The sequence below is a fragment of the Enterobacter sp. SCRI0065 genome, assembly GCF_059766475.1.
Genome location: NZ_JCBAJB010000011.1, coordinates 24167 through 44886, shown reverse-complemented (window position 1 = coordinate 44886; position 20720 = coordinate 24167). Strand labels below are relative to the sequence as shown.

The following is a 20720-nucleotide window of genomic DNA, read 5'->3' as shown; positions in this document are numbered from 1 at the left end:
ACGAAGACCCGGCGTGAGAAATCCGCCGGGTTTTTTATTTGGTCATCATTTTGCGTTACTCTTTCGCTTCAACTGGATACAGGGAACGCATGATGAAAAAGATAATCGTACTGGCGCTGGTCGTCATCGTGGCGGCGGCGGGCGGCTGGTATTGGATGAAGGCCGGTAATCCGGATGCGTTGCGCCATATCGTTCTCGAACAGTGCCTGCCTAATCAGCAGCAAAACCGCAATCCTGCACCCTGTGCGCAGGTAAAACCTGACGCAGGCTACGTGGTATTTAAAGACCGCAACGGACCATTGCAGTATTTGCTGATGCCGACTTACCGCATCAACGGCACCGAAAGCCCGCTGCTGACCGAGCCGCAAACGCCCAACTTCTTCTGGCTGGCGTGGCAGTCGCGCAATTTTATGAGCATGAAGCGCGGCTCTGAAGTACCTGACAGCGCGGTGTCACTCACCATCAACTCCCCCGCCGGACGTACGCAGAATCACTTCCATATTCATATTTCATGCTTACGCGCTGACGTGCGGCAGAAGCTGGATGCAAATCAGGGGAAAATCGGTACCCAGTGGCTACCGTTTCCGGGCGGGCTGCAAGGGCATGAGTACCTGGCGCGGCGGGTGACTGAAAACGAGCTGGTGCAGCGCAGTCCCTTTATGATGTTGGCACAAGAGCTACCGGAAGCGCGCGACCATATGGGGCGCTTTGCGCTGGCGATGGCGCAGCAGTCTGACGGCTCGTTTGTATTGCTGGCGACCGAGCGTAATTTGCTGATGCTGAATCGTGCCTCCGCTGAGGAATTGCAGGATCATCAATGCGATATCCTGAATTGACCCCACCATAAATAGCGTTTACTCGCACTGCCTGTCGCCGTAGACTTGCTGAAAAAATCTACAGGAGACAGGTATGTCGCTCTGGTTTACTCACCCTCTGTTCCTGCCCTCACTCATTGTCGGCATCACCATCGTGCTGTGGGCAACCTCGCTCCTGCCGGAGTTTCTTACCGCACTGCTGTTCTTTACGGCGGCGATGATCGCCAAAATTGCGCCAGCGGAGGTGATTTTTGGTGGCTTTGCGTCATCAGCGTTCTGGCTGGTATTTAGCGGTTTTGTACTCGGCGTGGCGATCCGCAAAACCGGGCTGGCGGACAGGGCGGCGCGAGCGCTATCGGCAAAGCTCACCGACTCCTGGGTACTGATGGTCGCAAGCGTGGTTCTCCTGAGCTATGCCCTGGCGTTTGTGATGCCCTCGAACATGGGGCGTATCGCGCTGCTGATGCCGATTGTGGCGGCGATGGCGAAAAGGGCCAGCATTCCCGACGGATCGCGGGCGTGGTATGGCCTGGCGTTGGCCGTGGGGTTTGGGACTTTCCAGCTTTCGGCCACCATCCTACCCGCCAACGTGCCCAATCTGGTGATGAGCGGTGCGGCGGAAGGATCCTACGGCATCCACCTAAGCTATGTCCCCTATTTGCTGCTGCATACGCCGGTGTTGGGTATCCTGAAAGGATTGATTCTGATTGGCCTGATTTGCTGGTTATTCCCCGGCTCACCGAAACATCCGCAGGAGCTTTCCCCAACAGAACCGATGGGCCGCGATGAGAAGCGTCTCGCCTGGCTGCTGGCCGTTGTGCTGGTGATGTGGGTGACGGAGAGCTGGCACGGTATTGGTCCGGCCTGGACGGGGCTTGCCGCGTCTTTGGTGGTGATGCTGCCGCGCGTGGGGTTTATCACCGGAGAGGAGTTTTCGACGGGCGTGAATATGCGCACTTGTATTTATGTGGCGGGCATTCTGGGGCTGGCGATTACCGTCACGCAAACCGGGATTGGAAGCGCGGTAGGCGAAGCGTTACTCCAGCTTATGCCGCTGGATGCGGATAAGCCCTTTACCAGTTTCCTGGCGCTGACCGGTATCACCACGGCACTCAACTTCATCATGACCGCGAACGGGGTACCGGCGCTATATACCACGCTGGCGCAGAGTTTCTCGGACGCCACCGGTTTTCCGCTGCTGTCGGTGATTATGATTCAGGTGCTGGGTTACTCCACGCCGCTGCTGCCGTATCAGGCGTCGCCGATTGTGGTCGCGATGGGGCTCGGAAAGGTGCCTGCAAGGGCGGGAATGCTGCTGTGTCTGGCGCTGGCAGTCGCAACCTATCTGGTGCTTTTGCCGCTGGATTATTTGTGGTTTAGCGTATTGGGTAAATTGTAGGTCAGTGCGGTCTGTTCCCTCTCCCCGTAGGGGAGAGGGATGAAGGCGATTATGCCTGCTTAGCGGCTTCTGCTGCTTTAACGATGACCGCGAAAGCGTCAGCTTTCAGGGATGCACCGCCAACCAGCGCGCCATCAATGTCCGGCTGGGTGAACAGCTCAGCAGCGTTCGCTGCGTTCACGGAACCGCCGTACTGGATGATCACTTGCTCAGCCACTTTTGCGTCGGCTTTAGCAATGTGGTCACGGATAAATTTGTGAACAGCCTGTGCCTGAGCTGGGGTCGCTGATTTACCCGTACCGATTGCCCAAACGGGTTCGTAAGCGATAACCGCGCCTTCGAATGCCGCTGCGCCCTGAGTTTTCAGCACGGCGTCAATCTGACGTGCGCATACTTCTTCCGTTTTGCCCGCTTCGTTTTCTGCTTCGGTTTCACCGATGCACAGAACCGGCACCAGACCTTGCTCTTTCACTACGGCAAATTTCTTAGCGATGAACTCGTCAGATTCTTTGTGGTAAGTACGACGCTCGGAGTGGCCGATGATGATGTATTTTGCGCCGATGTCTTTCAACATTTCAGCAGAGGTTTCACCGGTAAATGCGCCAGACAGGTTAACGTCAACGTTCTGCGCGCCCAGAATGATATGGCTGCCGTCAGCGGCGTGTTTAGCCTGATCCAGGTAGATGTCTGGTGGAGCGATAGCAACGCCACAGCCGGTTACGCCAGCCAGCTCTTTACGCAGGTTAGCAATCAGCTCGTTCACCATGTGGCGGCTGCCGTTCAGTTTCCAGTTACCCATCACTAAAGGATGTCGCATTTCAATTCTCCACGCTACAAAAGCGAATTAAGGATTATGGCCGCCCAGAAGGGCAGCATGGTCTGTGAATCAGTATAGAGATTTTCCCCTGAAAGGCTTTGCTTTTTGTCATTAATTCGCCCCTCCGAGGGTGTCAGATAGCGCCAGCTTAATCGGTTCAACGGCTAAGGTGAGGCCCTTTTCCCCGTTGTCTGCAACAACATAGCGAATTGCACCTTCTGTTTCGGCGTAATAGCGTTTGTTTTTGCCCGCGGTGAGCAATTTTTGCAGCCTTTGCTGACTTTGTGCTTTCGTCAGTACCGGGGTGAAAGCGCGCAAAATCGCGCTCATATATTCCAGCGCTTTGGCTTTGGCGGCCTTTTGCTCGGGCCCCTGAATCGGTAGCCAGGTGATCTGCATGCTTTTGATCTTCAACGTGCCACGCTCAAGTGCGGTGGACGCATACAAATTTTCGTTAATTTTACTCGCTGCCCGCGTCAGGGTGGGCGTATCACGCGCGCCGTCAATGGCCCGGAACTCGCCTAATGCCAGCGTGGGATTGTCCTGGTTGAAGCTTTCGCGAAACTGACTTATGGATTGATCGAACGAGGGTGCCCCTGAGAGCAGATAGGGTGCGGTTGCGGGTGCAGAAGTCTCATTGGCGTGCAGGGTAGTACTGACGCTCAGTATGGTTAAACACAGCAAAAGAGAGTGAGTCCATCTTTTCATCGGTATTGTCCCTGGTCGTCACTGTTCATATTTAAAACGAAATCCGGTCGGCTTGTCAAAAGGTCGCCACTCCAGGGTAAACTACGCGGCATTACGATAAAAGGAACCTTACATGACCATACAGCAGTGGCTGTTTTCATTCAAAGGGCGTATTGGACGCCGTGATTTCTGGATCTGGATTGGCCTGTGGATTGCCGGCATGTTGCTGCTTTTTAGTCTCGCAGACACCGCGCTTCTTAGCTCGCAAATGGCGGCGTTCGCGCTGGTTTGTCTGCTGTGGCCAACGGCATCGGTGATCGTCAAACGTCTGCACGATCGCGGGCGCTCAGGCCTGTGGGCGCTGCTGGTCGTGTTGGCCTGGATGCTGCTGGCAGGGAACTGGTCAATGCTGCCGTCCGTGCTGCCCTGGCTGGTGGGGCGCTTTGTTCCCACGCTGATTTTTGTGATGATGTTCATCGATCTGGGCGCGTTTGTGGGCACCCAGAGCGAGAATAAATACGGTAAAGACACGATAGAAGTGAAGTACCGCTAATTACCAGTAATGCTCGGCAGTCATATGGCCCGGTCGGCGACGCAAATGTTTAGTCATCTGCCGGGATTCTTTCAGTAACTGCTGGGTATCACGCACCATCTGCGGGTTACCGCACAGCATGACATGGCTGGTCTCGGTGTTCATCTGCAAACCAACGGCTGACTCCAGTTCACCACTTTCAATCAGTGCTGGAACGCGCCCGGTCAGCGATCCGGCTACCGTTTCGCGGCTCACCACGGTCTGAATTTTGAGCTTCCCTTCGTATCGTTTCTGCAATTCTTGCATTAATGGCAGATAACTCAGGTCGGCGGCATAGCGCGCGGCATGGATCAGCACGATATTTTTGAAGCGTTCCAGATCCTTTCCGTACTGCAAAATAGAGAGATAAGGCCCGATGGCCGTTCCGGTCGCCAGCATCCACAGCGTGTCGCAATCCGGAATTTCATCCAGCACAAAGAATCCTGCGGCTTCGCTGACGATTTGAACTTCATCGCCGGGTTGAAGCGCGGCCAGACGTGGGCTGAGTTTGCCGTCAGGAACGGTAACCAGATAAAACTCGAGATCCGGATTATCCGGCGCATTAACGTAAGAATACGCACGCTGGACGCGCTCGCCGTCAATTTCCAGCCCCAGCTTGGCGAATTGCCCAGCCGTAAATGGTTGGATAGGGGCATGAACGGTGATACTGAAGAGTGCATCGGTCCAGAACTCTATCTTTGTGACTTTACCTGTTACCCAGTCCGCCATGACGTTCTCCTGTGCTGAAATTCTGTTGCTATCTTCCGTTCTTGCCGGGGAGATTTCCAGCCCAGCGGGGCCGGAAAGCTCTATTGATCAAATCACCTTACAGGATGTGAGTTTGAACATTCGGGTCTTTGCGATCCAGATAGTGAATCGACTGGATACGGCGAATCGTGCGCGACTTGCCGCGGATCAGCAGGGTTTCGGTGGTGGCCATGTTGCCCTTGCGGGTGATACCGTCCAGCAGATCGCCTTTGGTGATACCGGTTGCGGAGAAAATAACGTTATCGCTGCGCGCCATCTCATCCAGACGCAGGACCTTGTTCGCTTCGATACCCATTTCTTTGCAGCGCGCCAGCTCCTCCTCGCCGATACGACGGTTCTCTTCGCTGTCGCCCTTCACGTCATGGCGCGCCAGCAGGCGGCCCTGCATATCGCCATCCAGCGCACGGATCACCGCCGCCGAGACGACGCCTTCCGGTGCGCCGCCGATGCCGTACAGCACATCCACTTCGCTATCCGGCATACAGGTCAGAATAGATGCCGCCACGTCGCCATCTGGAATTGCAAATACTCGCACGCCGAGTTTTTGCATGTCGGCGATGGTCGTGTCGTGACGCGGCTTCGCTAGAATGGTCACGGTCAGCTCGCTAAGAGGTTTGCCGAGTGCGGTGGCGACGTTGCGTAAGTTCTGTTCCAGCGGCAGGTTAAGATCGATAGACCCTTTTGCGCCAGGACCGACGGCAAGCTTTTCCATGTACATGTCAGGAGCGTTCAGGAAGCAGCCTTTATCACCCACGGCGAGCACTGCCAGCGCGTTGGCCTGGCCCATCGCCGTCATACGAGTGCCTTCAATGGGATCGACGGCAATATCGACCGCATCACCGTTGCCGGTCCCGACTTTTTCACCGATATAGAGCATTGGCGCTTCGTCGATTTCGCCTTCGCCAATCACGATGGTGCCGTCGATGTTGACCAGATTGAGCATAATACGCATCGCGTGGACGGCAGCGCCGTCGGCGGTATTTTTGTCGCCACGACCTAACCATTTATAGCCCGCCAGGGCGGCGGCTTCGGTTACGCGGGAAAATTCGATAGCTAGTTCACGTCTCATTTGATACTCGTGCAGTCAAAAGGAATTGCACGAAGTTTATCACAGAGTGGGGATAGTGCGGTTTGAGTACCCTAACCCTCTCCCCTTTGGGGAGAGGGTTAGGGTGAGGGGATTACTCTTCGTGGTCTTCCCACGCCAGGGCGCGTTTGACCGCTTTCTTCCAGCCACTGTAGCGATAGTTACGCTCGGTGGTTTCGATACCCGGGCGGAATTCACGCTCGATAACCGCTTTTTCCTGCAACTCGTCCAGGTTTTGCCAGAAGCCCACCGCCAGACCCGCAAGATAAGCCGCACCCAGCGCGGTCACTTCGCGCACTTCAGGACGCTCCACGCGCGTGCCCAGAATGTCGGACTGGAACTGCATCAGGAAGTTATTGGCTACCGCGCCGCCGTCCACGCGCAGGGCGTGCAGACGAATGCCGGAGTCAGCTTGCATTGCTTCCAGCACGTCGCGTGTCTGGTAGGCGATGGATTCCAGCGTGGCGCGGATGATGTGATTCGAGTTCACACCGCGCGTCAGGCCGAAGATTGCGCCGCGAGCATACGGGTCCCAGTAAGGCGCGCCGAGACCGGTAAAGGCAGGCACCACGTATACGCCGTTGGTGTCTTTCACTTTGGTCGCAAAATATTCGGAATCGAACGCGTCGCTGATGAGCTTCATTTCGTCACGCAGCCATTGAATGGATGCGCCCGCCATGAATACCGCGCCTTCCAGCGCATAGTTCACTTCGCCACGTGGTCCACAGGCGATGGTAGTCAGCAAGCCGTTTTCTGATTTGACCGCTTTCTCGCCGGTATTCATCAGCATAAAGCAGCCGGTACCGTAGGTGTTTTTTGCCATCCCTTCTTTTACGCACAGTTGGCCAAACAGCGCCGCCTGCTGGTCACCGGCGATGCCGGAGATAGGAATACGCGTGCCGCCTTTACCGCCGATGTTGGTCTGGCCATACACTTCAGACGATTTACGGACTTCCGGCAGCATGGCGCGCGGGATGTCCAGCGCGTCCAGCATCTTGTCATCCCACTCGAGGGTGTTGATGTTGAACAGCATGGTGCGTGAGGCGTTGGTGTAGTCGGTGACGTGTACGCGCCCCTGAGTCATCTTCCAGATAAGCCAGGTATCCACGGTACCAAACAGCAGTTCGCCGCGTTTTGCACGCTCACGAGAGCCTTCTACGTGATCGAGGATCCACTTCACTTTAGTCCCTGAGAAGTACGGGTCCACCACCAGGCCAGTGGCGCTGCGGATGTAATCTTCCATGCCGTCGCGCTTGAGTTTCTCGCAGATTTCAGCCGTACGGCGGCACTGCCAGACGATGGCGTTATAGATCGGCTTACCGGTTTCGCGTTCCCAGACAATGGCAGTTTCACGCTGGTTGGTAATACCAATAGCGGCAATCTCATCGGAGCTGATATCAGCTTTCGCCAGCACTTCTACCAGCGTGGAGCTTTGTGACGCCCAGATTTCCATTGGGTCGTGCTCTACCCAGCCTGGTTTAGGATAGATCTGCTCGAATTCACGCTGTGACACGCTGACGATGTTCGCGTCATGATCCATTACAACAGCGCGGGAGCTGGTCGTGCCCTGGTCGAGCGCAACGATATATTTTTTGTCAGTCATAGTAGGTGTCCCGTAGTCAGATTACAGCGAAGCTTTTTGCTGTGCGGTAGAGGTCGTTTCTTTCTCTTCTTCCACACAGGTGTCGCACGGTAAGTGGCGACCAATGAATTTGCGATAGCCGAATGCACCCAGTGCTGCCCCCACAATCGGGCCAAACAGCGGCACCAGGAAGTAAGGAATATCTTTCGCACCGGTAAAGGCGACTTCACCCCAGCCCGCAAAGAAGGCAAAGGTTTTTGGGCCAAGATCGCGCGCCGGGTTCATCGCAAAGCCCGTTAACGGACCCATCGATGCACCGATGACCGCAATCAGCAGGCCAATCAACAGCGGTGCCAGCGGCCCGCGTGGAATGCCGTTGCCATCATCGCCCAGCGCCATGATAACGCCCATCAGGATAGCGGTAATGACCATCTCAACGGCGAAGGCCTGCATAAAATTGATATGTGGGTTTGGATAGGTTGAGAAAATACCCGCTAGATCAAGACTTTCGACGCTGCCACGCACCATGTGATGCGTCTGTTCAAAGTCGATGAAAAGATTGTAATAAAGCCCGTAAACTAATGCCGCTGCGCAAAAGGCGCCGGCAAACTGAGAAATGATGTAAGGCGCAACTTTACGTCCGTCAAAGCACGCGAACAGCCACAATGCGATAGTCACCGCCGGGTTAAGATGTGCGCCGGAAACCCCTGCGGTCAGGTAGATGGCCATTGCCACACCCAAACCCCAGATAATGCTGATTTCCCACTGACCGAAGGTAGCGCCTGCCACTTTCAGTGCTGCGACACAGCCGACCCCGAAGAAAATCAGCAGCCCGGTGCCAAGGAACTCGGCGATACACTGGCCTTTCAAGGTTGATGTCTGACTCATAATCGGATCCTGAAGAAAGATGAATGTTTATTGTTAGCGCAGCAACAACCGGAGGCCACGATGTCCTGTAGACATGGTGTTAATTTATCGTTAACGAGCAAAAACGAGAAATATCGAAATCAAAATGTGTGTGCTGCGTCAATAAAATGAGCGTTATCGCGCCATAAAGCGCATTTTTGCATCATCTATAAAGTGTGAGCTGAATCATTTCATTAACTAAAGTATTAACAACTTAGTGGTATATGCGTCGAAATCACCAGGACGAGGCCGAAAAGTGTTGCAAACCACGATCTGCGCGGCATGTCGCTGGACAGGGAAGGCGGCGCTCCATACAATCGACACTATATATTGTGCGCGTTTACGTTAAAGCGTCGCCTTGCAATTCAGGAGAGGTATTGTCATGTCATTAGAAGTTTTTGAGAAACTGGAATCGAAAGTACAGCAGGCGATCGACACCATCACGCTTTTGCAGATGGAAATCGAAGAGCTGAAAGAAAAGAACAACTCACTGGCGCAGGAAGTACAGTCTGCACAGCACGGCCGTGAAGAACTTGAACGCGAAAACGGTCAACTGCGCGAACAGCAGGACGGCTGGCAGGATCGTCTGCAGGCTCTGCTGGGACGTATGGAAGAAGTGTAATTCCCCGTCATCTTTCGCGCCGTAGCGGCGTTGGTTGCGCGCATTCACCCCAGTCACATAGCAGCCTATGTTCCTGGGGATTCATTTGCTTGCTGCCTTGCTACAACACGAAAGCTTTAGGGAAAGCGTACAGATGCAGATAATGAGAAGGCCGGGTAAGGCATCGCGCCGCCACCCGGCTTTTTTATTACTCGATATCCAGTGGATCTTCGGAAAGGATAATACCGGTATTGTCGGCGTAGAGATGGTCGCCGGAGAAGAAGGTTACGCCGCCGAAATTAACGCGTACGTCGCTTTCGCCGATGCCATCACCTGCCGCTCCTACTGGAATGGCTGCAATGGCCTGAATGCCTAAATCCAGCTCTTCCAGATCGTCTACCTGGCGGACGGCACCATACACCACAATCCCTTCCCACTCGTTTTGCAGAGCAAGGCGGGCAAGGTCTGCATCAATTAACGCACGACGCACAGAACCGCCACCATCAACTAGCAGAATGCGACCACGGCCGTTCTTTTCGAGCAGATCGTACAGCAACCCGTTGTCCTCGAAACATTTTACCGTGATGATTTGCCCGCCAAACGACGACCGTCCTCCAAAGTTAGAAAACAGCGGTTCCACGACGTTGACATCTTCCTGGTAGATGTCACAAAGCTCGGAGGTATCGTATTTCATAAGGTTAACGCTCAGTTGCTGCGAATGTGTTCAGTATATCGCGCGAAAGGTGCTGTTGGCAAAATCATCAATTGTTAATTGATATTTGTCAGTTAACCGACCGTCTGGCTCAGCACAATTCCAATCACGAACAACAGGTTAGTCAGTAGTGCGCCTTTTACCGTGCGTTCGAGCATAGGAGGCATCGCCGAGGCGTTTAGCTCTCGCATCACGAAGCGCGCCTGTTTAAGCAGTAGCGGAGCCGCCAGTACAAATAGCCAACCCCAGATGCTATGCAAAGAGATCAGGTTGAATAGCGCCAGGCAAACCAATGCGCCTGTTAACAAGCCCGCATGATAACGACGCGCGTTGACTGGGCCTAGACGTACTGCCAGCGTGTTTTTACCGTTCTGACGGTCGCTGTCTATATCGCGCAGATTATTGACATTCAGTACCGCCGCAGCCAGGAGTCCGCAGGCGGTGGCGGGCAGGAATAGGGCAGGTATCAACATATGAGCCTGGAGATATCCGCTACCCATCACGCTGAGCCAGCCGAAGAACACCAGTACCGAAATATCACCCAAACCAATGTATCCGTAAGGGCGTGTGCCGACGGTGTAGGTAATGGCTGCAACAATGGCCAACAGGCCCAGCACCATAAAACCAATAAAATCAGCAGGCGTTTTACACGCGACCGAGACCAGCGCCAGACCGGAAAGACAAATCAGTACCACGGTGATAATCAACGCGCGTTTCATCTGTGCCTGGGTAATCGCCCCTTTTTGCATGCCACGCAGCGGCCCAATGCGATCGGGTTTGTCGCTGCCTTTCACGGCATCGCCGTAATCGTTAGCCAGGTTAGAGAGGATTTGCAGCAGGCCAGCGGTGGTAAGCGCCAGTGCGGCGACCAGTGGATCAAAATGACCTTGCCACCAGGCGAGCGCGGTGCCGACGACGATGGCGGCAAAGGCCAGAGGCAATGTTTTAGGACGCAGGCTTTCCAGCCAGGCTTGGGTACGGCTGATTTCTGTCATAGTTTTTTAGCCAATAAAAATGGGGCTTTTTAGCCCCATCAACAGTGATGAAAATGCAATAACCGCGATTATAGGATAAAACGGCTTAGATCTTCATCTGCCACTAACGCATCCAGATGTTTACTCACATAATCTGCGTCAATGGTAATGCTTTGACCGTTCAGGTCGCTGGCTTCATAAGAGATATCTTCCACCAGACGTTCCAGTACGGTGTGCAGGCGACGCGCACCGATGTTCTCGGTGGTTTCGTTAACCTGCCACGCGGCCTGAGCAATGCGTTTGATACCGTCTTCGGTAAAGTCGATAGTGACGCCTTCGGTCGCCATTAGCGCTTTGTACTGCACGGTGATGGACGCATTCGGTTCGGTCAGAATGCGCTCGAAATCTTCAGTCGTCAGCGCCTGAAGTTCAACGCGGATCGGCAAACGGCCCTGCAGTTCCGGGATTAAATCGGAAGGCTTAGCCACCTGGAACGCGCCCGAGGCAATAAACAGAATGTGATCGGTTTTGACCATGCCATGCTTGGTCGAAACGGTGCAGCCTTCAACCAGCGGCAGCAGGTCGCGCTGTACGCCCTCGCGGGACACGTCTGGACCGTTAGATTCTCCGCGCTTACAGATTTTGTCGATTTCGTCGATAAACACGATCCCGTGTTGTTCAACGGCGTCGATAGCGTCTTGCTTCAGCTCTTCCGGATTCACCAGCTTCGCGGCTTCTTCTTCAATCAGCAACTTCATTGCGTCTTTGATTTTCAGCTTGCGCGGCTTCTGCTTTTGTCCGCCCAGGTTCTGGAACATGGACTGCAGTTGGCTGGTCATCTCTTCCATGCCAGGAGGAGACATAATTTCTACGCCCATCGGTGCGGCGGCGAGATCGATTTCAATCTCTTTGTCGTCCAACTGGCCTTCACGCAGTTTTTTGCGGAACGACTGACGTGCGGCAGACGGCTCCTGAGGCTGTTCATTCTGACCCCAGTTATTTTTTGCCGGAGGAATCAGCGCGTCGAGAATGCGCTCCTCGGCGAGTTCTTCAGCGCGATAACGATTCTTCTCGATCGACTGAATACGTACCATCTTGATCGCTGAATCAGTGAGATCGCGGATGATAGAGTCAACTTCTTTACCCACATAGCCCACTTCGGTGAACTTGGTGGCTTCAACTTTGATGAACGGCGCGTTTGCGAGCTTCGCCAGACGACGAGCGATTTCGGTTTTACCGACACCGGTCGGGCCGATCATCAGAATGTTTTTTGGGGTGACTTCGTGGCGCAGCTCTTCATCAAGCTGCATACGACGCCAGCGGTTACGCAGGGCAATCGCCACGGAACGCTTGGCGTTGTCCTGGCCGATAATGTGTTTGTTCAGCTCGCTGACAATTTCGCGTGGGGTCATTTCAGACATGGGAGATCCTTACGCTTTGGAGGTCAATTCTTCGATGGTATGGAAGTGGTTGGTGTAGATGCAGATATCACCTGCAATACCCAACGCCTTCTCGGCAATTTCACGTGCGCTCAGCTCGGTATTTTCAAGCAAAGCACGCGCAGCGGCTTGGGCGTAAGGACCGCCGGAGCCGATAGCAATCAGGTCGTTCTCTGGCTGAACGACGTCACCATTACCGGTGATAATCAGAGAGGCGTTTTCATCGGCCACTGCCAGCAGCGCTTCGAGCTTGCGCAGCATGCGGTCGGTACGCCAGTCTTTAGCCAGCTCAACGGCGGCTTTCACCAGGTGGCCCTGATGCATTTCAAGTTTGCGTTCAAACAGTTCAAACAGCGTGAAGGCGTCAGCCGTACCGCCCGCAAAACCGGCGATCACTTTGTCGTTATACAGACGACGCACTTTTTTCACATTGCCCTTCATGACGGTATTACCCAGCGTGGCCTGGCCATCACCGGCAATAACCACATGGCCGTTACGGCGTACACTTACTATTGTTGTCACGAGCAGACCCCCTGGTTACAAATTCGGAATAGGGGCCCTGAGCCTATGCTCAGGGCTGAATAAAATGATAGATGGGGGAGATTTTGGGGGTTTCAACCCCCAGAGGCGAGTCGAATGCAGTTTGTATGGCCAGCGACCTTCAGACGGCTAATGGTGCCATCGGCGTTTTCTTTGCCTTTTACCGGGCCAATCACGACGCGATTCCAGCCGTTATTGGTGGTAATACGTGAGTCGAATCCTTCAAAGGCCAGCTGCGCGCGAACGGTTTCGGCCTGTTCAGCACCTTTAAACGAGCCGCACTGCACCATCCAGCGGCGTTCATCTTTTTTCTCGGCGGTCTGCTTCGGCGCCTCGGTGGCCTGAGCGACCGGCGCAGTTTGCTGCGGCTGCGCTTTCGGCTGCTGCGTGGTGTTGTGCGCTGGCGTTTGCAGCAGGTCCTGATAAGGCTGTGCAGAGGCCGTTTGTTTCTGCTGTTGCGGCTGCGTCTGGCGCGGCTGCTGGACTGGCTGCGACTGAACGGTACGCGTCTGCTGCTGTGGCTGCTGATACGGTTGTTCGGTCACGCGCGGCTGCGTACGTGGTTGCTGAACCGGCTGCGTTTGCGTCCACTGCTGTTGTTGCTGCTGCTGAACTTGCTGTTGAACCTGACGCTGGCGTTGCAGGGTTTGCTGACGCTGCTGCGGCGTTTGCTCATTCCACGGCACTTCGGTCAACTGTGTAGGCTGCTGGCGCATATCGGCCTGCATCTGCGCCAGAAGCTGGCGTTGTTCATTGGTGAGCTGATCGGCGTTTTTCACCTCGCCACCGGCAGAAGGCTCGGTTGGCGCGCGTACGCCCGGCTGGCGGCTTTCAAGTTCTTTAATGTAGCGCCAGCGTTCTTCAGGCTTGGGTGGCAAACCGTTCCCGACTACTTTATTACCCTGAAGGGCTTCAGACTCTTCTTTCTTGTGGTGAGTAATAAAGTACAGGCCACCGATAAAGGCCACCAGCACAGCGGCGGCAATCGCGACCATTGCTGGCGAGACAGACGGCAGGCTACGCTGCTTGCTCCGTGGGGCGCTCTTTTTGCGTCGCGAAGGTGCCGGCTGGCCGCGACGTACATAATCTCGTTGTGCCACTATCGTTTCGCTGTATTTATTCGTTCGTCAGCCCGCCATGTTACTTAAGCGGCGGGCCTTTGACCAGAGAGGGAGTCCTAAAGCCGTTTACTTTAAGTAAGCGGCTGCGTAGAGCCTCGGATAATCAGTTCGCAATCCAGTAAACGCGAACCGCTGCTGACCGTTTGTCCATGCAGTTGATCGAGAAGCAAAAGCATGGCTTCGCGACCAATCTCGTAGCGCGGCTGTGCCACCGTCGAAAGCGGCGGGTCGCAAAACTCGGACAGCGAAATATTATCGAAGCCGATAATCGATAAGTCTTGGGGTACGCGCAGGCCGCGGCGTTTGGCATACGACAGTGCGCCCAGCGCCATGACATCGCTGTGACAGAACACGGCGGTAGGCGGCTCAGGCTGAGAGAGTAACTTTTCCAGCGCCAGGCCACCGGCTTCAAGGGTAAAATCGCCCCGCGCAATATAATGAGGATCGACGGTCACCCCTGTGCGACGTAATGCCTGAACGTAACCCTGCAAGCGGTAATGGCACAGCGGCATCTCTTCTGGCCCGGCAATACAGCCAATTCGCTTATGCCCTAACTCCTGAAGATAGTTCACGGCGTTAAAGGCGGCGGTCAGATTATCGATATGAACGGTTGGCAGTTTCAGCTCAGGTGCGAACTCGTTCGCCATCACCATTGGTGGCAGATTACGCTGTTCTTCGATGCTGGCATCAAACGGCAGGCGCGAACCGAGCAGCAGCATGCCGTCGATTTGCTTGGTGATTATCAGATCAATAAAGGTTTTTTCCTGCTGATTTTGATGGGCGCAATCGCCAATTAATACCAGATAACCTTGTCCCGCGGCGGTGACTTCTATGCCGCGAATAATTTCGCTAAAAAACGGATCGCAAATGTCCGGCACAATCACCAGGATGGTGCGTGATTCATTACGTTTTACGTTACGCCCCATGGCCTGGGGTAAGTAACCCACTTCCAGCGCCGCCTGCTCCACCTTGTTACGGGTAGCCTGAGAGACTTTATCCGGGTTCATTAATGCTCGGGATACCGTTGCCGTGGATACCTTAGCTTTCTGGGCAACGTCTTTCATGGTCGCCGCAGCAACCTCTTTCCTGGACTTCAACGTCTTCTCCTCGCAGGGACCACAGAACTTCTGACGACTTCATTTTTACAGATAGTTAATGGAAGCGGTTACAGAATTTTCATAAAAAGTGTGAGGAGTGTTCAATTTTTCGATCCCTCTCGCACCGTGCATTAGCCTTCAATGGGATCAACGTCGAGAACCCACTTCACTTTGCGCGCCTCCGGCAGCGTGTTGATTAAGGCCAGCGCGCCGCTGATGACGTGCTGTAAACGGATGCGCGAAGGGTGCTGGAGTAAAATTTGCCAGCGATAACGGCCCCCGCGTTTTGGTGCCAGCGCAGGAACGGGGCCTAAAATCCACAGCTGACTATCGACCAGTGGACTGGCCTGCAACAGATTACGCAACTGCTGTAAGAAAAGCGGAGCCTGCTGATTATTATGGTCTTCTGCACGGATTATCACGTGGCTGGTCCATGGCGGTAGCTGCATCGTCTGACGTTCGGCCAGCGCCTGCTCGGCAAAGGCGTCGTAGCCCTTATGCAGTAAGGTTTGCAGCAAAGGGTGTTCCGGGTGATGGGTTTGCAGCACCACTTCCCCTTGTTTCCCTGCGCGTCCGGCGCGGCCAGCTACCTGCGTATAAAGCTGAGCGAAACGTTCAGCCGATCGGAAATCGGCAGAAAACAGCGCGCCGTCGACGTCCAAAAGCGCGACCAGCGTGACGTCGGGGAAGTGATGCCCTTTTGCCAACATTTGTGTGCCAATCAGAATGCGCGCGCCGCCACGATGCACTTCGGCCAGTTGCTGCTCCAGCGCCCCTTTACGGCTGGTGGTATCCCTGTCGATACGCGACAGCGGTACGTCGGGGAAAAAGGGCGCAAGCGCCTGCTCAAGCTGCTCAGTACCCAAACCCACGGGCACCATGTGCGTGGAGCCGCACGACGGGCACTGACGCGGCACGGGTCGCTGGCTATCGCAGTGGTGGCAACGCAGTTGATGCTGAGCCTGATGCAGGGTGTAGTAATGATCGCAGCGTGGACATTCGGCAATCCAGCCGCAGTCGTGGCATAGCAGCGCCGGGGCGAATCCACGGCGGTTCAGGAACAGGATCACCTGATTATCCGCCTGAAGATGCTGGCGCATACGGCTAATCAGTGCGGGCGCTAATCCTGCCTGTACCTGCTGACCTTTCAAATCCAGCACGTGCTGCGTGGCCGGGCGTGCATTGCCCGCACGGCGCGTCAGGCGCAGCATGTGGTACTTACGCTGACGAACGTTGTGCAGCGTTTCCAGCGCGGGCGTGGCCGAGCCTAGAATAATCGGAATTTGCTCGCTATGGGCGCGGTAAACGGCCAGGTCACGAGCGTGATAGCGCCAGCCTTCCTGCTGTTTATAGGAACTGTCGTGTTCTTCGTCGATGACGATAACGCCAAGATTTTTAAACGGGGTAAACAGCGACGAGCGCGTACCAATAACAATTGCGGCCTCGCCGTTTTTGGCTTTAAGCCAGGCGCTGAGGCGCTCGCTGTCGTTTAAACCGGAGTGCAATACCTCAACCGGCGCGTTAAAGCGTTCGCGGAAACGGGCGATGGTTTGCGGCGTCAGACCAATTTCGGGCACCATCACCAGCGCCTGCTTGCCTTTGGCGAGCACGTTTTCCAGTACGCTTAAATAGACTTCAGTTTTACCAGAACCGGTGACGCCAGCTAACAGCCAGGCAGAGAAATTATCGAAGGCGCTATGAATGGCCCCGACGGCGGTGGCCTGCTCGGTATTAAGCCGCAAGCGTTCACCCGGTACGCTGAAACTATCGCGCCAGTCCACCAGTGCAGGTGCTTCGCTCGCCAGCTCGCTCAGCCCTTTTTTGCGTAAGGCCTGGAGTGCTGCGTCATTAAATTCCAGTTCTTCAACCTGATGCCGCCATATTCGGCCCTGACGCAACGCGGCCAGCGCCTGTTGCTGCTTAGGCGAGCGTTTCAGGCTATTGATATCAACCGCCTGGCCCTGCTCGGTGGCAAACCAGAACCACGTCGGCGCGTGGCTGGCATTTTTGCCCTGACGCAGCAGAATGGGTAGCGCGTGGAACAGGACGTCACCAATCGGATGATGATAGTAATCGGCCGCCCAAAGCAGCAATCGCCAGACGCTGCTGGAATACACCGGCTCGCTATCCAGCACCTCAACGACGCTTTTAAGCTCGTTGAGCGGTAACTCGCTTTTCTCGCTTACCGAAACCACGATGCCGACACGCTGTTGTTTACCAAAAGGCACAGTCACGCGACAGCCCGCTTTGGCGCTCATGCCGTCGGGCAGCAGATAGTCAAAGGTGCGTGGAAGCGGAACGGGCAGGGCAACGTGAGCTACGGGCATCGAATCTTCCTGACTTGAAAAGTGGCGCGTTAGTATACACATTAGTAAAAGGCAGCGTGCGGATCAGTTTGCATACTCGGGTCTTATTCTGTATGATTCGCCGCCTTTGGTGTATTTTACGCTAAAGAACTTACAATCAACATCGCGTGGTGTCTGGCGTTAGGGCTGGAAGAGCGACGCGGCCTTAACTGAGGTTCTCCCCATGAAAAAAGATATTCACCCTAAATACGATTTCATTACTGCGAACTGTTCTTGCGGTAACTCTATCCAGATCCGCTCCACCGTGGGCCACGATCTGAACCTGGACGTGTGCGGCCAGTGCCACCCGTTCTACACTGGTAAGCAGCGTGATGTTGCAACCGGTGGCCGTGTTGACCGCTTCAACAAGCGTTTCAGCCTGCCAGGCGCTTCTAAGTAAGCGACCTGAAAAAAAGCGCCGAAAGGCGCTTTTTTTGTATCCGTAATCGCCCTCCAGAATAAATTCACTTCTGCTATTTAGCTTGTAAATTCATTTTTCATATATTTTAAAAAATATGAATTAACGGTTCCTTTAATAAATACATTTACCTGATTTATATATTTTCAAAAGGTGATGTTCATCTTCATTTTCTTTATTTGATTGCCAAATTTTTCATTTTAATGGCAAAAGATATAAGGTTTGCCGAACTTTGTAAAACTACACTGCGCGCATCAGGATAGTTAAATAGAACATTACGCACGTCGCGTTTTTACAAGGCTGTAATCTCCTTTTGGGAAATGATGATGAAAATGAAAAAATTTATATTTTTGCTTCCGTTAGTATCATGTGCGGTACAGGCAGGTTATGTTGATTACCGTCACGAATATTATGATGATGGTCGTAACTATGATCGTGTCTACATGTCGCATCGTTTTGCCACAGGCTTTGGTGTGGCTGTAGAGGCGGTTTCACGCTCCGATAGCAGCCAGTCTAACGATGCGCTGAATAATATGGAAAGTAATAGCAGCGAATATACGGCAAGTTATCAATTTGCCTGGCAAGGTTTCCTGTGGCAACCGGGTGTGGCCGTTGAAATGGGTGATGATATGGCAATATATAAACCGTATCTTCGCGTACAGTACAACATAGATGATAACTGGTGGACCGCTTTCCGCTACCGCACTGAATATACGCGACGCAATGCCGATGGTAAAGACGACCGCATAGTTTATCGCCCGGAAGCATGGGTCGGATATAATATTGATAACTGGATGTTTGAAATAAACGGAATTTATAAATTTGCCGATAGCGAAGATTTGTATAACAACAAAAAAGAAGACTATGAATATAACTTCCGTGTTGCTTATAACATCGACTCGTGGATTCCGTTTATCGAAGTGGGCAACGTCTCTTCAGGCTACAATACGGCAACATCAGACGATCGTCAGACGCGTTTCCGTGTTGGTTTAGGCTACAACTTCTAAGAAGTTATCCCGCTGAGAATGCTCAGCGGGATTGAACGGAGAAGGTAGAGATTTTTCTACCTTCTACCTTCTGCCGTCTTAGTATTCCCACGTATCCGGGTCGATACCCAGTTCACGCATAATCACTTTAGCCGCTTCTGGAATTTCATCACTACGCTCTTTGCGCAGGTCTTCATCGTTCGGTAACGGTTGACCGGTAAACGCATGCAGGAACGCTTCGCAAAGCAGTTCGCTGTTGGTCGCGTGACGCAGGTTATTCACCTGACGACGCGTACGCTCATCGGTGAGGATTTTTAACACCTTCAGAGGAATGGAAACCGTAATTTTCTTTACTTGTTCACTCTTCTTACCGTGCTCAGCGTATGGGCTGATATATTCGCCGCTCCATTCAGCCATGAGATACCTTTAATCCTCTCTGTCATTTATAAAGGGCCAAAACCTCATATCATGTAGGGTTTTGAACCGTAATCTCGCGTAGTTTACCGTAGAGACGATACCGTGACACGGATATTGAGCCTGCGGCGTGCACTAAAGCATGTAATTTTAACGGCTATTCTCGCATTGCTCAATCTATACGCAAAGAAGTTTAGATGTCCAGATGTATTGACGTCTATAGTTTGAGTGTTTACTCTGGTGCCTGACTTTTCACCTAATAAGCCAGGAAGCCCTCACCATGACGCGTAAACAGGCCACCATAGCAGTGCGTAGCGGATTGAATGATGACGAGCAGTACGGCTGCGTTGTCCCGCCGATTCATCTCTCCAGTACCTATAACTTCACCGGATTTAATGAACCTCGCGCGCATGACTATTCGCGTCGTGGCAATCCTACGCGTGACGTCACACAGCGCGCGTTGGCGGAACTGGAAGGCGGCGCGGGCGCGGTATTAACCAATACCGGCATGTCGGCGATTCATCTGGTGACGACGGTCTTCCTGAAACCTGGCGATCTGCTGGTGGCACCACACGACTGCTACGGTGGTAGCTACCGTCTTTTTGATAGCCTGGCAAAACGTGGCTGTTATCGCGTGCTGTTTGTCGATCAAAATGACGAACAGGCGCTAAAACAAGCGCTTGCAGAAAAACCAAAGCTGGTTTTAGTGGAAAGTCCAAGCAATCCATTACTGCGCGTAGTCGATATTGCGAAAATTTGTCAGCTCGCAAGGGATGCGGGAGCGATAAGTGTAGTGGATAATACGTTCCTCAGTCCGGCGCTTCAGAACCCGTTGGCACTGGGTGCCGACCTGGTATTGCATTCATGCACTAAATATCTGAACGGCCACTCTGATGTCGTCGCCGGTGTGGTGATTGCAAAAGATCCGGATGTTGTCACCGAACTGGCATGGTGGGCTAATAACATTGGCGTCACTGGCAGCGCGTTTGACAGCTATCTGCTGCTGCGCGGTTTGCGCACCTTGTCGCCGCGTATGGACGTGGCGCAACGTAATGCCCAGGCGATTGTCGATTTCCTGAAAGACCAGCCGCTGGTGAAGAAGCTTTATCACCCGTCGTTGCCGGAAAATCAGGGTCATGAGATCGCCGCGCGCCAGCAGAAAGGTTTTGGTGCGATGTTAAGTTTTGAACTGGATGGCGATGAGCAAACGCTGCGTCGCTTCCTGAGCGGGCTGTCGCTGTTTACGCTGGCGGAATCGTTAGGGGGAGTCGAGAGCTTGATCTCCCACGCCGCAACAATGACGCACGCCGGCATGGCGCCAGAAGCGCGTGCCGCCGCCGGTATTTCTGAGACGCTGCTTCGCATCTCGGCCGGTATTGAAGACTGTGAAGATTTAATTGCCGATCTGGAAAATGCCTTCCAGGTCGCAGCCAAGGGGTAA

At 53.9% G+C, this 20720-nt stretch carries 21 protein-coding genes; 7 read left to right on the top strand and 14 right to left on the bottom strand.

From position 1 onward, the window contains the following. The first annotated feature begins 92 nt into the window (after window positions 1–92). Both AC6EMZ_RS20710 and AC6EMZ_RS20705 read left to right on the top strand, forming a co-directional pair. On the top strand, window positions 93–836 hold the full coding sequence (locus AC6EMZ_RS20710) for a CDP-diacylglycerol diphosphatase (RefSeq protein ID WP_498404779.1): 744 nt from the start codon (window positions 93–95) through the stop codon (window positions 834–836). Window positions 837–909: 73 nt separating this feature from the next. Next, a complete protein-coding gene (locus tag AC6EMZ_RS20705; RefSeq protein ID WP_498404708.1) occupies window positions 910–2214 on the top strand; it encodes an SLC13 family permease in 1305 nt (434 codons plus the stop codon). Window positions 2215–2263: 49 nt separating this feature from the next. Here the strand turns inward: AC6EMZ_RS20705 and tpiA are convergent, their stop codons facing one another. Next, window positions 2264–3031, bottom strand: a complete 768-nt coding sequence (tpiA, locus tag AC6EMZ_RS20700) for a triose-phosphate isomerase (RefSeq protein ID WP_498404706.1) — start codon at window positions 3029–3031, stop codon at window positions 2264–2266. A 111-nt stretch (window positions 3032–3142) separates the two neighbouring features. Next, on the bottom strand, window positions 3143–3739 hold the full coding sequence (locus AC6EMZ_RS20695) for a DUF1454 family protein (RefSeq protein WP_498404705.1): 597 nt from the start codon (window positions 3737–3739) through the stop codon (window positions 3143–3145). A 112-nt stretch (window positions 3740–3851) separates the two neighbouring features. On the opposite strand from AC6EMZ_RS20695, the gene AC6EMZ_RS20690 reads away from it, so the two are divergent. Then, window positions 3852–4271 (top strand): DUF805 domain-containing protein, encoded by a 420-nt coding sequence (locus tag AC6EMZ_RS20690; RefSeq protein ID WP_498404704.1) that lies wholly within the window; start codon window positions 3852–3854, stop codon window positions 4269–4271. Here the strand turns inward: AC6EMZ_RS20690 and fpr are convergent, their stop codons facing one another. From fpr to AC6EMZ_RS20670, 4 genes are all read right to left on the bottom strand, one after another. Then, the gene (fpr, locus tag AC6EMZ_RS20685) at window positions 4272–5018 is read right to left on the bottom strand and encodes a ferredoxin--NADP(+) reductase (RefSeq protein ID WP_498404702.1); all 747 of its coding nucleotides are present in this window, start codon (window positions 5016–5018) and stop codon (window positions 4272–4274) included. It lies immediately after the preceding gene. Between the two features lie 97 nt (window positions 5019–5115). Next, the gene (gene glpX, locus AC6EMZ_RS20680; RefSeq protein WP_498404701.1) at window positions 5116–6126 is read right to left on the bottom strand and encodes a class II fructose-bisphosphatase; all 1011 of its coding nucleotides are present in this window, start codon (window positions 6124–6126) and stop codon (window positions 5116–5118) included. 112 nt (window positions 6127–6238) lie between these two features. Then, complete coding sequence (glpK, locus tag AC6EMZ_RS20675) at window positions 6239–7747, bottom strand: glycerol kinase GlpK (RefSeq protein WP_498404700.1); 1509 nt, start codon at window positions 7745–7747, stop codon at window positions 6239–6241. A 21-nt stretch (window positions 7748–7768) separates the two neighbouring features. After that, complete coding sequence (locus AC6EMZ_RS20670; protein ID WP_498404699.1) at window positions 7769–8614, bottom strand: MIP/aquaporin family protein; 846 nt, start codon at window positions 8612–8614, stop codon at window positions 7769–7771. A 394-nt stretch (window positions 8615–9008) separates the two neighbouring features. On the opposite strand from AC6EMZ_RS20670, the gene zapB reads away from it, so the two are divergent. Beyond that, on the top strand, window positions 9009–9254 hold the full coding sequence (gene zapB, locus AC6EMZ_RS20665) for a septal ring assembly protein ZapB (protein WP_498404777.1): 246 nt from the start codon (window positions 9009–9011) through the stop codon (window positions 9252–9254). Between the two features lie 187 nt (window positions 9255–9441). Here the strand turns inward: zapB and rraA are convergent, their stop codons facing one another. The 7 genes from rraA to priA form a co-directional block, all read right to left on the bottom strand. After that, window positions 9442–9927, bottom strand: coding sequence for a ribonuclease E activity regulator RraA (gene rraA, locus AC6EMZ_RS20660; RefSeq protein WP_498404698.1), 486 nt, complete (start codon window positions 9925–9927; stop codon window positions 9442–9444). Window positions 9928–10019: 92 nt separating this feature from the next. Continuing rightward, a complete protein-coding gene (gene menA / locus AC6EMZ_RS20655; protein WP_498404697.1) occupies window positions 10020–10940 on the bottom strand; it encodes a 1,4-dihydroxy-2-naphthoate polyprenyltransferase in 921 nt (306 codons plus the stop codon). Between the two features lie 68 nt (window positions 10941–11008). After that, window positions 11009–12340, bottom strand: coding sequence for an ATP-dependent protease ATPase subunit HslU (gene hslU / locus AC6EMZ_RS20650; protein WP_498404695.1), 1332 nt, complete (start codon window positions 12338–12340; stop codon window positions 11009–11011). Window positions 12341–12349: 9 nt separating this feature from the next. Further along, on the bottom strand, window positions 12350–12880 hold the full coding sequence (gene hslV / locus AC6EMZ_RS20645; RefSeq protein WP_498404693.1) for an ATP-dependent protease subunit HslV: 531 nt from the start codon (window positions 12878–12880) through the stop codon (window positions 12350–12352). A 92-nt stretch (window positions 12881–12972) separates the two neighbouring features. Continuing rightward, complete coding sequence (gene ftsN / locus AC6EMZ_RS20640; protein WP_498404692.1) at window positions 12973–13998, bottom strand: cell division protein FtsN; 1026 nt, start codon at window positions 13996–13998, stop codon at window positions 12973–12975. A 92-nt stretch (window positions 13999–14090) separates the two neighbouring features. Further along, entirely contained in the window at window positions 14091–15116 is a 1026-nt protein-coding gene (cytR, locus tag AC6EMZ_RS20635; RefSeq protein ID WP_498404690.1) for a DNA-binding transcriptional regulator CytR, read from the bottom strand. A 131-nt stretch (window positions 15117–15247) separates the two neighbouring features. Further along, the gene (gene priA / locus AC6EMZ_RS20630) at window positions 15248–17443 is read right to left on the bottom strand and encodes a primosomal protein N' (RefSeq protein ID WP_498404689.1); all 2196 of its coding nucleotides are present in this window, start codon (window positions 17441–17443) and stop codon (window positions 15248–15250) included. A gap of 202 nt (window positions 17444–17645) precedes the next feature. Between priA and rpmE the strand changes: the two genes are divergently transcribed. Both rpmE and AC6EMZ_RS20620 read left to right on the top strand, forming a co-directional pair. After that, window positions 17646–17861, top strand: a complete 216-nt coding sequence (gene rpmE, locus AC6EMZ_RS20625; RefSeq protein WP_498404687.1) for a 50S ribosomal protein L31 — start codon at window positions 17646–17648, stop codon at window positions 17859–17861. A gap of 350 nt (window positions 17862–18211) precedes the next feature. Further along, window positions 18212–18886 carry an oligogalacturonate-specific porin KdgM family protein gene (locus AC6EMZ_RS20620; RefSeq protein ID WP_498404686.1) on the top strand — a complete coding sequence of 225 codons (675 nt, stop codon included), beginning with the start codon at window positions 18212–18214 and terminating at the stop codon, window positions 18884–18886. A gap of 78 nt (window positions 18887–18964) precedes the next feature. Here the strand turns inward: AC6EMZ_RS20620 and metJ are convergent, their stop codons facing one another. Beyond that, window positions 18965–19282, bottom strand: coding sequence for a met regulon transcriptional regulator MetJ (gene metJ / locus AC6EMZ_RS20615; protein ID WP_015960995.1), 318 nt, complete (start codon window positions 19280–19282; stop codon window positions 18965–18967). A 277-nt stretch (window positions 19283–19559) separates the two neighbouring features. On the opposite strand from metJ, the gene metB reads away from it, so the two are divergent. Next, window positions 19560–20720, top strand: a complete 1161-nt coding sequence (gene metB, locus AC6EMZ_RS20610) for a cystathionine gamma-synthase (protein WP_498404684.1) — start codon at window positions 19560–19562, stop codon at window positions 20718–20720.